Annotated in this window: 11 protein-coding genes; 6 read left to right on the top strand and 5 right to left on the bottom strand. The window is 72.4% G+C overall.

The features are described from left to right. Window positions 1–2 precede the first annotated feature (2 nt). From HUW46_RS05275 to HUW46_RS05265, 3 genes are all read right to left on the bottom strand, one after another. Window positions 3–1079, bottom strand: coding sequence for a polyprenyl synthetase family protein (locus HUW46_RS05275; RefSeq protein WP_215546200.1), 1077 nt, complete (start codon window positions 1077–1079; stop codon window positions 3–5). Window positions 1080–1083: 4 nt separating this feature from the next. Continuing rightward, window positions 1084–2556 (bottom strand): MFS transporter, encoded by a 1473-nt coding sequence (locus HUW46_RS05270; RefSeq protein ID WP_256451418.1) that lies wholly within the window; start codon window positions 2554–2556, stop codon window positions 1084–1086. 177 nt (window positions 2557–2733) lie between these two features. Further along, window positions 2734–5604 carry a PQQ-dependent sugar dehydrogenase gene (locus HUW46_RS05265; RefSeq protein ID WP_215546199.1) on the bottom strand — a complete coding sequence of 957 codons (2871 nt, stop codon included), beginning with the start codon at window positions 5602–5604 and terminating at the stop codon, window positions 2734–2736. A gap of 221 nt (window positions 5605–5825) precedes the next feature. On the opposite strand from HUW46_RS05265, the gene HUW46_RS05260 reads away from it, so the two are divergent. From HUW46_RS05260 to HUW46_RS05250, 3 genes are all read left to right on the top strand, one after another. After that, on the top strand, window positions 5826–6710 hold the full coding sequence (locus HUW46_RS05260; RefSeq protein ID WP_215546198.1) for a methylenetetrahydrofolate reductase: 885 nt from the start codon (window positions 5826–5828) through the stop codon (window positions 6708–6710). Window positions 6711–6730: 20 nt separating this feature from the next. Next, complete coding sequence (locus HUW46_RS05255; protein WP_215546197.1) at window positions 6731–8407, top strand: DUF885 domain-containing protein; 1677 nt, start codon at window positions 6731–6733, stop codon at window positions 8405–8407. A gap of 460 nt (window positions 8408–8867) precedes the next feature. Beyond that, on the top strand, window positions 8868–9764 hold the full coding sequence (locus HUW46_RS05250; protein WP_215546196.1) for a DMT family transporter: 897 nt from the start codon (window positions 8868–8870) through the stop codon (window positions 9762–9764). Window positions 9765–9783: 19 nt separating this feature from the next. Here HUW46_RS05250 and HUW46_RS05245 read toward each other — a convergent pair whose 3' ends face one another. Beyond that, entirely contained in the window at window positions 9784–10365 is a 582-nt protein-coding gene (locus HUW46_RS05245) for a GNAT family N-acetyltransferase (protein WP_215546195.1), read from the bottom strand. After that, window positions 10362–10859, bottom strand: a complete 498-nt coding sequence (locus HUW46_RS05240; protein ID WP_215546194.1) for a YbaK/EbsC family protein — start codon at window positions 10857–10859, stop codon at window positions 10362–10364. The genes HUW46_RS05245 and HUW46_RS05240 overlap by 4 nt, the downstream gene beginning before the upstream one ends. A gap of 223 nt (window positions 10860–11082) precedes the next feature. On the opposite strand from HUW46_RS05240, the gene HUW46_RS48205 reads away from it, so the two are divergent. From HUW46_RS48205 to HUW46_RS05225, 3 genes are read left to right on the top strand one after another with little or no spacing between them, the layout of a single operon-like run. Continuing rightward, the gene (locus HUW46_RS48205; RefSeq protein ID WP_254125813.1) at window positions 11083–12048 is read left to right on the top strand and encodes an SAV_6107 family HEPN domain-containing protein; all 966 of its coding nucleotides are present in this window, start codon (window positions 11083–11085) and stop codon (window positions 12046–12048) included. Further along, window positions 12048–12821 carry a maleylpyruvate isomerase N-terminal domain-containing protein gene (locus tag HUW46_RS05230; RefSeq protein ID WP_215546193.1) on the top strand — a complete coding sequence of 258 codons (774 nt, stop codon included), beginning with the start codon at window positions 12048–12050 and terminating at the stop codon, window positions 12819–12821. The genes HUW46_RS48205 and HUW46_RS05230 overlap by 1 nt, the downstream gene beginning before the upstream one ends. A gap of 57 nt (window positions 12822–12878) precedes the next feature. Next, window positions 12879–13598 (top strand): VOC family protein, encoded by a 720-nt coding sequence (locus HUW46_RS05225; RefSeq protein ID WP_215546192.1) that lies wholly within the window; start codon window positions 12879–12881, stop codon window positions 13596–13598. The last annotated feature ends 79 nt before the right edge of the window (window positions 13599–13677 follow it).

The following is a 13677-nucleotide window of genomic DNA, read 5'->3' as shown; positions in this document are numbered from 1 at the left end:
GGTCAGTAGGTCCGCTTCGTCGCCTTGGCGGCGAGCGCGGTCAGCTCGGCCGTCGCGGGCTCGGCGAGGTGCGCGCGCTCCAGCGCGGCCAGCGAAGCCGCGGTCAGCTCCTCGATGCGGCGCTCGACCGCGTCGACGGCGCCGACCTCGGTCAGCGCCGCGCGCACATCGTCCACTTCGGACTCGGTGAGGCTCGGCGCGCCGATGGCGGCTTCGATCAGCCCGGCCGCGGCGGCGTTGCCCCGCTTCGCCGCGTGCTCGAGGCCCAGCGCGACGAGCAGGGTGCGCTTGCCTTCGCGCAGGTCGTCCCCGGCGGGTTTCCCGGTCACCGACGGGTCGCCGAAGACGCCGAGCAGGTCGTCGCGGAGCTGGAACGCGACACCGAGGTCGCCGCCGAACTCCAGCAGCGTGCCGATCAGCTCCTCGCTCGCCCCGGCCAGCGCGGCGCCGAGGTGCAGCGGGCGCTGGACGGTGTAGGCGGCCGTCTTGAGCCGGTCGATGCGCAGCGCCGCGTCGATCGACGAGTCGCCGGTGACCTGGGTGTGCACGTCGAGGTACTGCCCGGCGAGCACCTCGGTGCGGATCGCGCGCCACGCCGGACGTGCCGAGGCGAGGGTGGCCGGGGGGAGCGGGGCGTCGGCGAACATGTCGTCGGCCCACGCCAGCGCCAGGTCGCCGATGAGCACCGCCGCGGCCTGCCCGAACGTCGAAGGCAGGCCGAGCCAGCCGTGGTCGGCGTGCTCCTTCGCGAACGCCACGTGCACGGTCGGCGACCCGCGCCGCGAATCGGACGAGTCGATCAGGTCGTCGTGGATCAGCGCGCACGCCTGGATCAGTTCGAGGCTGGCCACGGCGTGCAGCACGCCCTCGGCGTCACCCGGGTCGCCGCCCGCGCCCCGCCAGCCCCACCAGGCGAAACTCGGGCGCAAGCGCTTGCCGCCACCGAGCACGAACCCGGACAGCGCGTCGAGCCCTTCGCCGAAGGTGGGTTCGAGCTCGCGGATCCGCTCGCCCGCGGTGCGCAGGAACCGCGCGAGCACCCGCTCCACGTGTGCCGGCAGGTCCGCGTCGTAGTCCATGGTCCTATCGTCGTTGTTCGGCGGGTTCGGCGTGCTCCCGGGGTACCGCGATGTGGCGAATCCGACCCCGCTCCGGCGCGTGATCACCGGGAGTGGCCGCGGGAATCGCCGACGCGACGGCGAGCCCGGCGAGCGCGACCCCGGCCGCGATCAGGAACGCGACGGTGAAGCCCTCCCGCGACGGGAGCGCCACGCCGCCGAAGGAGATCGCGAGCGCGGCCAGCACGGCGCTGATCACCGCGCTCGAAAACGCGGTCCCGAGCGAGCGCATGAGCGCGTTGAGCCCGTTCGCGGCGCCGGTCTCGGTGACCGGCACGGCGCGCATGATCAGCGCGGGCATGGCGGCGTAGGCCAGCGCGACCCCGGAGTTGACCACCACCGAGACCAGCACGACCTCCCACACCTCGTCCATCAGGAACACCGCGCCGCCGTAGCCTGCCGCGATGATCGCGATGCCGAGCATCAGCGAGGTCTTCGGCCCGTGCGCCGCGGAAATCCGCGCGGACACCGGCGACAGCACGATCATCACCAGCCCGCTCGGCGCCATCCACAGCCCGGCGAGCACGAGCGACTGCCCCAGCCCGTACCCGGTCGCCAGCGGGGCCTGCAGGAGCTGCGGCAGGATCAGCGCCTGCGCGTACATCGCGAACCCGACCATGATCGTGGTCAGGTTCGTCAGCAGCACCGGCCGCCTGGTGGACACGCGCAGATCGACCAGCGGCCCGCGCACCCGGTACTCCAGCGCCGCCCAGCCGCAGAGCACGAGCAGCGCACCGGCGAGCAGCCCGACGGTGAGCCCGCTCGTCCAGCCCCAGTCGCCGCCCTTGGACACCGCGAGCAGCAGGCAGCTCAGCCCGAGCACCAGCCCCGCGGTGCCCGCGAAGTCGAACCGGCCGCCCGCCCGCACCGGCGATTCCGGTACCACGAACCGGATCGCGGCCATGCTCACCGCGCCCAGCGCGCCCGCGATCCAGAACAGCAGGTGCCAGTCGGCGTTCTGCGCGAGCACCGCGGACAGCGGCAGCCCGATCGCACCGCCGACGCCGAGCGTCGCGCTCATGAACGCCATCGCCGAACCGAGCCGGTGCGCGGGCAGCGTGTCGCGCATGATGCTGATGCCGAGCGGGATCGCGCCCATCGCGCAGCCCTGCAGCGCGCGCCCGGCGACCATCGCGCCGAGCGAGTCGGTCAGCGCGGACAGCACGGCGCCGACGACGAGCAGCAGCAGCGAGCACAGCATCACGCGCCGCTTGCCGTACATGTCGCCGAGCCGCCCGCTGATCGGCGTGCACACCGCGCCCGCGAGCAGCGTCGCGGTGAGCACCCACGACGCGCTGGTCGCGGTGGTGTGCAGGAGCGTCGGCAGCGCCGGGAGCAGCGGCATCACCAGGGTCTGCATCAGCGCGGCGACGATGCCGCACGAGGAGAGCACGGCGACGATCACGCCAGGACCCGCTCGCCGACGGCCTTCGACCACGGTGCATCCCCCAGAAAAGTCAGTTGTGGCAAGCAACTTTTACCACGCCCCGGTCGCCGGAATTGACCCCGCGTGACCGCGATCACCGCTTCGTACCAGTGGTCGCGAACGCGAAAACCGCCCCGGAACGTCCTTTGTGGACGATCCGGGGCGGTTCGCGTCAGGGCGTTCGCCTCGTCAGTAGGGGCGGTCCGCCACGGTGTTGTTGGCCGAGTACCACTGGATGTAGCCGCGCTGGAAGTCGTTTCGGCGGCCAAGCGAGTTCCCGAACTCACCGCTGCGCGGGAAGCCGAGGTACGACCGCTCCCAGCCCAGCGCCGCCCACCTGACCCGGATCGCGCCGTACACGTCCGACGCGGGCGTGGTCGGCGTCCAGTAGATCGAGCCGTCCTTGTCGAAGTGGTTGTACTTGCCGACGCCGTCCGGCGTGGTCATCTCGTCGGTCTTCGGGTACCCGAGCGGGCCCGTCTCCCAGCCGACCTGCGACCAGCGCTCGCGGATCGAGCCCCAGATCGAATGGGCCCCGTTCGCGGGCGACCAGTAGATCGACGCCGCCTTCGTCCCCGGCGTGCCGGTGAAGTGGTTGAAGCGGCCGATCCCGTCCGGCGGGGTCAGTTCGTCGGTCACCGGGTAGCCGAGCGGCCCGGCCGCCCCGCCCTGCGCGACCCACTTCTCCCTGATCGAACCCCAGACCCCGAACGACCCGTTGGCCGGCGTCCAGTAGATCGACGCCGCCAGCGTCCCGGGCGTGCCCGCGAGGTCGTTGTAGCGGCCGACGCCGTCGGGGGCCTGGATCTCGTCGGTGATCGGCGCGCCGAACTTCGCGTGCCCGCCGAGCGAGACGTACTTCGTGTGGTTGGCGTTGTGGATCTCGTGCACGCCGTACTGCTTCGTCCAGTACAGCCTGCCGCGCTGGTAGGTGCGGTAGCGCAGGTTCGCCTCGCCGATCTCCGGTCCGGTCGGCGAGCCGAGCGTCTGCTGGAGCGCGGGTTCGGCGTTGTAGCGCGCGTCGATCGGGCTCGCGTAGTTCGCGGTCAGCGTGACATCGCCGGCACCGACCACGATCTCCCGCTGCGCCGACGTCACGCCGTCGTCCCAGCCGGTGAACACCGCGGCGCCGTCGGTCGCCACGTCGGCGGCGACCAGCCCCAGCTTGGTTCCCTCGGTGACGAGCTGCGTGCTCGTGCCGTCGCCCTCGGTCGGGATGGACAGCGCGGCGGGGACGTTGCTCTTCAGCGTCACCCGGTGCTCGCGCGGCTGCGCCAGGTAGGTCGCCGAGGTGGTCACACCCGCCTTGTCGGTCACCGTGGCGGTGAACTCCATCTTGGAGTCGGGGTGATCGGTGAACGGCTGCGAGAACGAGGCGCCGGTCCCGGACGGGCCGAAGTGCGAGTGGCAGCTCGCCGCGCCGGGGCAGTGCTTCACCAGGCTCGTCCATTCGACGGCGAGGTCACCGTCCTCGGCGTCGGTCGCCTTCGCCGACACCGCGACCGGTTCCCCGACCGCGAACGTCGCCGCGCCCGGCGTCGTCAGCTCGATGACCGGGGTGTGGTTGCCCGGCGCCACCGCGGTGGTCGCCGTGCCGGTCCCGCCGAGCGAATCCTTGACGGTCAGCGTCGCGGTGAACTTGTCCGTGCCCGTCGCGTACGCGTGCGCCACCTTCGCGCCGGTCGCCGGGGCGGACCCGTCGCCGAAGTCCCAGCTGTAGGTGAGCTTCGTGTCGCCGTCGTAGTCGAACGACCCGCTGCCGTCGAAGGTCACGATCCGCGTCGCCGGGTCGGTGGTGCTGGCGATCTTGGCGACCGGGAGCGCGTTCTTGTCGCTGTAGACCAGCCTGCGCAGCTTGCCGGTCCAGATGTCGGCGTAGACGAGGTCGCCGTTCGTCGCGGCGGTGAACTTCACCGGCGTGCCGATGTTCATCGCCAGTGGTGGGTTCTGCGGCGGCGTGGTCAGCTTGCCCTGCGCGTCGAACTTCAGCGACCAGATCTTCGCTCCGACGTAGTCAGCGAAGAAGTAGGCGCCTCGATAGGCCTCCGGGTAGCTCTCGCCGGTGTAGACGATCCCGCCGGTGACGCTGTTGCCCTTCTCCGGCGGGAGGTTGTTCGGGTCGCCGTGGCGGTAGGCCCACAGCGGTGGCGTGTTCGCCAGGTTCTTGCACTCGGCGGCCCCGGCGTAGGCGGGCACCGCGTCGTTCGCCTCCCAGCACGGCCACTTGTAGTTGCCGCCCGGCTGGACGAGGTCCACCTCCTCCCAGGTGTTGTTGCCGACGTCGCCGACGATCGGCAGCCCGGTGCCGGGGTTGAGCGAGAACCGGAACGGGCTGCGGAAACCGCTCGCGAACACCTTGCTGCGCACCGAACCCGGGTTGGCCGCGTCGTAGTACGGGTTGCCCGGCACGCCCTTGCCGTCGGCGGTCATGTGCAGGACCTTGCCCTGCGGCTGGTCGAGGTTCTGCGCGCGCAGCGCGGCGGGGTCGCCGTTGACGCGGAAGTCCGCGTTGTCGCCGCTGGAGGCCCACACCGTGCCGTCGGGTGCGGCGACGAGCCCGGTCACCGCGTGCGTGTCGCTCTTGCCGGGGAAGTCGAGCAGGACCTGCTCGTTCGCCAGCCCGGTCGGCTCCGGCGCGCCGGTGACCGTCCAGCTCGCGACCCGGAGGCTGTAGCCGTTCGCGTTCGGCACCGAACGGGCCAGGTAGATCTTCTTCGACGTCGCGTAGTCCGGGGCGACGGCGAGCCCGACCAGCCCGAGGTCCTGCGTCGCGACCACGGAGAGCTGGCTGAGCTGGTTGACGTGCCCGTCGGTGGCGACCCAGGCCACCTTGCCCTGCTTGCCGATGCTGAGCACGGTGCCGTCGGGAAGGTACGAGAAATCGGTGAGGTCCTTCGCCGCCTGCCCGCTGGGCGAGTCGAGGAGCACGAACCCCTTCGGCAGCGACGGCGGCCCGTCCGCCGCTGCCGCGGTACCGGTCGTCAGCACGACCGTGCTCGTGAGGGCGAGCGCGGCGCAGGTTGCTGCGACGGAAAGTGAGCGAAGTCTTCGCTTGAACATCTATCCCCCTTATGGATGACGATCACTTGTCGCTCGAAAGGGGGAAAGCGTTGCCGAAGACCGAGTTTGTTACCGCAAGGTTTCTACTTTGGGTACGAGATCGTGGCTTGACTTGTCGGAATGGCCTAACGTTGCTCGGAATGGCTGACACCCGGAGTGACTAGTCCAGTGTGCGAGAAGTCGCTCTCGCTCAGTGGTCGCGAGTCGATAGCATTGACGCCATGACCTCGGTAGTGGAGCGGTTACGCGGAGACGCGCCCGTGTTCTCAGTGGAGTTCTTCCCGCCCCGCGACCTGGCCGACGAAGCGGTGCTCTGGCGCGCCATCCGCGAGCTGGAGCCGTTCGACCCGGCCTACATGTCGATCACCTACGGTGCGGGCGGTTCCAGCAGGGACGGCACCATCCGCAGCATCGCCAGGGTGGCCACCGAAACGACGCTGGTGCCGATGGCGCACCTGACCGCGGTGAACCACTCCGTAGCGGAGCTGCGCAACGTGATCGGCTGGTACGCGGCCGTCGGTGTCCGGAACATCCTGGCGCTGCGCGGCGATCCGCCCGGCGACGTGTACGGCGAGTGGGTCCCCCATCCCGAAGGGCTCACCTACGCCGAGGAACTCGTCGAGCTGGTCCGCTCGCTCGGCGACTTCTGCGTCGGCGTTTCCGCGTTCCCCTACGGCCACCCGCGCTCCGCCGATCTCGACGAGGACACCAAGTACCTGGTGCGGAAGTTCAAGGCGGGCGCGGACTTCGGCATCGCGCAGCTGTTCTTCGCGCCGGAGGACTTCCTCCGGCTGCGCGACCGGGTGGCCGCGGCGGGCTGCGACAAGCTGCTCATCCCCGGCGTGATGCCGCTGACCACCCCGCGCACGCTGCGCACCACGGTCAGGCTTTCCGGTGCCCCAGCGCCGAAGAAGCTGCTCGAACGGCTGGAACCGCTCGAAGACGACCCCGCCGCCTTCCGCGCGGAAGGCATCGACGTGGTCACCGAGCTGTGCGAGCGCCTGATCGCCGAAGGCGTGCCGGACCTGCACTTCTACACGTTCAACCGGTCCAAGGCGACGCGCGAGGTGATCCGGCGGCTCGGACTGGTCCCGGCGCGCGCTTGATCGGCCGGTAGCGTGCGTGCATGGCTTCCAGCGTGCACCGGATCTGTGACTCCTACGTCGACGACTACGCCGCCGCGAACCCCGTGCTGGCCACCGATCTGGGCATCACCGGGTACGAGGACCAGCTGACCGACTACTCGCCGGAGGGGCACGCCGCCAGGGCGGCCCTCTCCCGGCGGGCGGTCGAGGCGATCGCCGACGCGGAGCCAGCGGACGCGGCCGAGCGCGCGGCGAAAGCCGTGTTCTCCGAACGCATCGGGCTCGAACTCGAGATCCACGACGCCGGGCTCGATCTCGGCGCGCTCAACGTGATCGCGAGCCCGGTGCAAGAGGTGCGGGCCGTTTTCGACCTGATGTCGACCGCGACGGCGGACGACTGGGCGGTCATCGCGACCAGGCTGGCCAAGGTGCCCGCGGCGCTCGACGGGGTGCGCGCCTCGCTGCTCGCCGCCGCCGACGCCGGGCACGTCGCGGCACTGCGCCAGGTCGCGAAAGTGGCCACCCAGGCCGAAACCTGGGCCGGGCTCGGCACCGCCACCGGGTACTTCCGCGGTCTCGCCGGCAGCGCGGGTGAGCTACCGGATTCGGTGCGCGCGGATCTGGACAACGGCGCGAAAGCGGCCGAAGAGGCCTACGCCGAACTCGCGGGCTTCCTGCGCGCCGAGCTGGCACCGCTGGCGCGGGAATCCGACGCCGTCGGCGAGGACGTCTACCGGTTGTGGTCCCGGTACTTCACCGGCGCCGAGCTCGACCTGCGCGAGTCCTACGAGTGGGGCTGGGCGGAGTTTTCCCGGATCGAGGCGGAGATGCGGGAGATCGCGGGCCGGATCGCCCCCGGCGCCACGCTCGCCGAAACCGCCGACGCGCTCGACGCCGACGAGCGCTACCGGCTCCACGGCGCGGACCGGCTCGAGGCGTGGATGCAGGACCTGTCCGATCGCGCGCTGGAAGCGTTGCGCGGCAAGCACTTCGACATCCCCGACGCGTTGACGGCGCTGGAGTGCCGGATCGCGCCGCCCGGCGGGACGGCGGGCGCCTACTACACCGGTCCGAGCGAGGACTTCTCCCGGCCTGGCCGCATGTGGTGGGCGCTGCCCGAGGGCAGGCAGGACTTCGCCACCTGGCGCGAGGTCAGCACCGTCTACCACGAGGGCGTGCCGGGGCACCACCTCCAGATCGCGACCGCGGTGCACCAGTCGGGCACGCTCAACAAGTTCCAGCGGCTGTTCTCCTTCGTGTCCGGGCACGGGGAAGGCTGGGCGCTGTACGCGGAACGGCTCATGCGCGATCTCGGGTTCCTCTCCGACGACGGCGATCTGCTCGGCATGCTCTCCGAACAGCTCTTCCGCGCCGCGCGCGTGGTCGTCGACATCGGGATGCACCTCGAGCTGGAAATCCCACGCGGCACCGGTTTCCACGAAGGCGAGCGGTGGACCCCCGAGCTCGGGCTGGAGTTCCTGCGCACCCGCACTATCACCGACCCCGGCCTGCTGCCGGACGAGGTCGACCGCTACCTCGGCTGGCCGGGGCAGGCGCCCGCCTACAAACTGGGGGAGCGGCTGTGGCTGGCCGCGCGGGCGGACGCGGAACGGCGGCAGGGCGCGGCGTTCGACATCAAGGAGTTCCACACGCGCGCGCTGCGGCTGGGCGGTATGGGACTGGACACCCTGCGCGCGCAGCTGGCCGAACTCGACTGACCCTCCACAATGGACTGTGCTTCCCCTGAAGGCCACCATGACGGCATTCAGCGCCGTTAACTCGGCCTTCGCGCTTTCCGTCCCCGGCCTCCGCATGCCCCGAAGGTGGCCTTCGGGGCGCTGAGTTCCCCGAAAGCCACCTTCAGGGCGCGCGAGAGCCCGATCGGCAACCCCGAAGCCGCTCTCGGCGCAGTCGCAGGCCAAATGCAGGGGCCAGCCACCGCTCGATCTCTATAGGGGCAGCTTCCAGGGCACGCGCCACGGACTCGGGAAAACGGGTTGGCCCGGCCGGTTACAGTGGCCTCGTGCACCGGGTCTTCCTCGTCACCCCACCCCCCGCCTCCTGAGCGGGGTGGTTCCCGAGCCGTGCGGTGTCGCCCGCACGGCCGATCCTCGGTGCCCCAGCGCCTGAGCGCTGCCCCGCGTCGTCGTTCCCTTTCCTTCGACGCAGGAGAAAACCTTGTCTCTCACCGCTGTCGCGCCCGCGCGCGACCGATCCGCGCTGGCCCTGATCGCCGCCGGGATCCTCTGGGGCACCGGCGGCCTCGCCGGGTCGATGCTCGCCGCCGCGGCGCACCTCCACCCGCTGTCCGTCGCCGCCTACCGGCTGCTGCTCGGCGGCGGGCTTTCGGTGGTGTTCCTCGGCGCTTCCGGCGGGCTCCGCGCCCTGCCGCGCACCGGGCAGGCCGTGCGGCGCGTGCTCGCCGCGGGCGCGCTGCTCGGGATCTACCAAGCCAGCTACTTCGCCGCCGTGCGCTCCACCTCGGTGAGCGTCGCGACCATGGTCACGATCGGCGTGGTCCCCGTCGCCGTGGCCGTCGGCACCGCCATCCGCACCCGCCGCCTGCCCGGCGCGGCGACCTTGCTCGCGATCGCCGCCGCGGTGGCGGGCGTCGTGCTGCTCACCTGGTCGCCCGGCGGTGCCGCCGGGGGCTGGGGACTGGTGGCTGGCGTGGGCTTCGCGCTGCTCGCCGGTATCGGTTTCGCCGCGCTCACGCTCGTCACCGCGAACCCCGTCGAGGGGCTGGATCCGTTGCGCACCACGGCTTTCGGCATGCTGACCGGGGGTGTGCTGCTCTGCCCGGCCGCGCTGGCGCTCGGCATGGCGCTGCCCGCGGACCCCGGCGCGCTGGCGATCGCGCTGTACTTCGGCGCGGTCCCGACGGCACTGGCCTACACGGCGTACTTCCGCGGCCTTCGGGGCGCGCCGCCCGTGTTCGCGGCGCTCGCGGCCCTGCTCGAACCGCTGACCTCGGCGGTGCTGGCCGCGGTCGTGCTCGGCGACCGGCTCGGCGTCGCGGGCTGGTGCGGTGCGGCGCTGCTGGTCGGCGCGCTGGCGGTGAGCTACCGGAGGTGACCGCCGGCCCGCGTGCCGTTCACGGGCCGGGCTCGTCCAGCGGCAGCGCCCTGCCGAGCACCGCGAAGGCACGCGGGTCGCCCGCGAAGTGGTATTCCCGCAGCACGTCGGAGAACCCGATCCGCCGGTAGAGCTGCCACGCCCTGCTCGGCCCCTCCGGGGTGGACAGCAGCACGTGCTCGTGGCCGACCCCGTCCAGCAGCCTGCGCAGCAGTTCCTCGCCGATGCCCGCGCCCTGGCTGTTCGGCCGGACGTGGATCTCGGTCAGCTCGAAGTAGTCCGTGAGCCAGTGCTGCGCGGTCTCCTCGTCGCGGGCTTTGAGCAACCCCCGGCGCACCTGCTCGTGCCACCACTGGCCCGGCCGCCCGCGGTAGCCGTAGGCGATGCCCAGCAGCGCGCCGTGCGCGTCCAGCGCGGCGACGCAGCGCCACCCCTCCCGCAGGACGTGCGTGAGCCACATCGGCGCCCGCTGCTCGGCGGTGCCGGGCGGGTAGCGCATCGCCTCGACGTAGATTTCGAGCGCTTCGCGGAGCCTGCCGCGGAACTCGTCGGCGGACAGCGAGACGAACTGGGGCTCCTGCCGGTCCGGTGCCGCGGTCACGGGGTCGCCACCACTTCCGCCGGGGTGCCGCCGGTCAGCGCGAGCAGGTCGTCGAACGTGGTGGGGTACACCGATTTCGCGTGCCCCGCCGCGGCCCACACCACGGGATGGGCCCGCAGCGCGGTGTCCACCAGCGTGCGCAGCGGCACCGGGTGGCCGATCGGGGCCACCCCGCCGATCACCTGCCCGGTGTGCTGCTTGACGAACTTCGGGTCGGCCATCTCGACCCGCCCGGCATCGGCGAGTTCGGCGAGCAGTCCGGTGTCGGCGCGGTGCGCGCCCGAGGTCAGCACCAGCAGCGGCACGGAATTGTCGGTGCGGAAGAGCAGACTGTTCGCGATGGCGCCGACCTCGACGCCGAGCGCGGCCGCCGCGAGCGCCGCGGTGCGGGCTTCCGCGGGCAGGATGCGGATCCCGGTCGCCGCGTCGTGCTGGCCTGCTTCGGCGAGTGCGGCGGCGACCTTGGCCACCGCCGGGTGTTCGAGGCTGCTCATGGGTTTATGAGATCACGAGCCCGATGCGCCCGCGAAAGGCGTATCGCGGGTCACCCGGGTGCGGGGTTGAACTCGGCGGGCGGCTGTGGTTAACCTGAGCTTGTTCGAACAAACGTTCGACGCCGCGAGGCGAAGTGATCGCCGGTCGAGGCGCCCGGCGCCGGCACGGGGGAAGCGTGTCGGCACCGGGTGCCGCGGGCGAAGGAGTGGAAAGGAGATGGTCATGCCGGAAGCGAACACTCAGGCGGCCGATGGCCGTCAGTGCGCACTCCCGCTCGGCCCCGTTCCGCACGCCATGCCGCTCGACGCCTTCGCCGCGCCGATCACCCGGCGCGGCCCCAGGATCACCAAGTCCCGCACGTCCGGCAGGCAGGGCGTGCTGCCGGTCACCGAACTGGTCGCCACGGCGCCGTTCGTGGGCCCCTCCCGCCCGTCCCGGCCGGTGCCGAGGGCGGGCACCGCGCCGGAACCGAGCCATCCCGCCCGTGCCGAGCACGGCGGGCGCCACGGCCGCCCGGCGCCGCTCGCGCTGACCCCGGTCACCGGTGCCGCGGCGGACGGGGAAACCGGTCCGGCCCCGGCGCGGGAAAACGGGATCCCCGTGGGCCCGGCCGCCGAAGACGCGGCGCTCGCCCCCGCGCCGGGAAGCCACGGGAGCCCGGCTGGGGAAGAGAGCGCGCGGGCCGGGTCGGCCACGCAACCGGAGCTGCCGATGCCGGTGGGCCCGCCGGTCGCCCCCGCCGCGATCACCCTGCTCGCGCAGGCGCGGCGCGGGCTGGTCGAGGCGGAGAGCGAGGCGTCACCGGCGCCCCGGTTCATCGCCGCCTACCTCGCGGCGTTGCGTGCCGCCGCGGCCGTGCTGGCCGCGCGCGGCCGTCCGCACCGGGGCAGGGCGAAACCGGCCAGCGTGTGGCTGCTGCTCGATTCCACCGTGCCCGAACTGGCGGAATGGGCCGGTTTCTTCGCCGCGCATTCGGCGACGCAGGCCGCCGCGCAGGCCGGTATCACCCGCAAGGTGACCGCGAACCTCGCCGACGACCTGCTGGCCCAGGTGGCGCGCTTCGTGGAGCTGGCGAAGCACGCCGTCCACCACCACGACGAGCCCGCCGCCGAGTTCGACGTCCCCGCGCAGCGGCGCGGGGTGTGCGCCACACCGCCGGTGGGGGCGCCCAAGAACCGGCGCGGGTGATGCGCGGGCACGCGCTGGTGGGCTACGGAAGATTCCTGCAGGTACTGGAGATCGAAGGCGAGCTGCTGGCGGAGGCGGCGAATTCGGCGTCCCCGGACGCGCCGGTCCCTGGCTGTCCCGGGTTCACCGTCGCCACCACCGTCCGGCACGTCGGCAGCGTGTCGCGGATGGTGTTGGAGTGGCTCCGCGGCCGTGGCCGCCCCCGCACCTGGCAGCGCGATCCGGTGCCGGGCCAGACCGAGGTCGGCTTCCTGCGGTCGGCGCTGGCCGAACTGCGCGCCGAACTCGCCGCGCACCGGCCCGACGAGCGCGCCGCCACCTGGTGGCCAGCCGATCCCACCTACGGGTTCTGGCGCCGCCGGATGGCGCACGAAACCACGGTGCACCGCGTGGACGTGCAGACCGCGGCCACCGCGCCGCGGCGCTCGCTGCCGGGGATCACCGAGGACATCGCGGTCGACGGCATCGATGAGGTGCTGACCCTCTGGTTCGGGCAGCGGCTCCCGATGCTCGGCCTCAGCGCGGACGTGGACACCTCCGTCGCGGTCCGCAGCGGCGGGCACACCTGGCTCGTCAGTGCGGGGCCGGGGGAGACCGTGGCGTGGCGGTGTTCGGCGCGGGAGGCGGAAAACGCCGACGCCGTGCTGTCGGCACCGCCGGTGCAGATGTACCTGTGGCTCTGGGGGCGCCGTTCGCTCGGCGAAGTGACCCCGGACGGGGACGCGGAGGCGACCGCGCGGTTCTGGGCACTGCTCAGGCTCGCGACGCGGTGAAGCGGTCCCTCCTCCGGTGGACATCCGCGCGGCGCCCGCATCGCCTACTGTCCTGACATGGCTACCCGCCTCGTCAACCTGGTCATCGATTCCGTGCGGCCTGGCGAGCTCGCCGCGTTCTGGTCCGGCCTGCTCGGCTGGCCGGTCGCGGTCGAAACGGACCGGGAAGCGGACGTGCGGGCGCCCGCCGCGGACGGCTGGGCGCCCGACGGCCTGACCTTCGTGCCGAGCCCGGCCGAGGGCACGGGGCGGAACCGGATCCACCTCGACCTCGCCAGCGGCGCCACCGGGTCCCAGCAGTCCATTGTGGACGAGGCGGTGCGGCTCGGCGCCGGCAAGGCGGACATCGGGCAGGGCGCGGTGCCGTGGGAGGTCCTGCGGGACCCGGAGGGCAACGAGTTCTGTGTGCTGGAACCCCGCGCCAAGTACCAGGCGACGGGCAGGGTCGCGGCGATCGTCGTGGCCGCGCTGGACCCGGCCGCCCAGGCGGCGTTCTGGGCGGAAGCGGCGGGCTGGGTCATCGCCGATCGCGAGTGGGACATCGTCGGCCTGCGCGCGCCCACCGGGCGCGGGCCGTGGCTCGAGTTCCTGCGCACCGACGAGCCGAAGACCGGCCGGAACCGGGTGCGCCTCGACGTGGCGCCGGTGCCGGGCGGGGCGATCGGCACCGAGGCCGACCGGCTCGTCCGGCTCGGCGCGAGCAAGACGGAAATCGGGCAGGGCGAAGTCCTGCGGGACCCGGAAGGCAACGAGTTCCGCGTGCTCACCCCGCGTTGAGCGGGTGCGCGGTGTTTCCGTGCCGTTGCGCGGTTGGGGGCGCGTGCTGACAAACGCGAAACACCGGCGTCCTCGCTCG

Source organism: Amycolatopsis sp. CA-230715 (genome assembly GCF_018736145.1).
Taxonomy (GTDB): Bacteria; Actinomycetota; Actinomycetes; order Mycobacteriales; family Pseudonocardiaceae; genus Amycolatopsis.
This window is presented reverse-complemented; position numbering and strand designations above follow the sequence as displayed.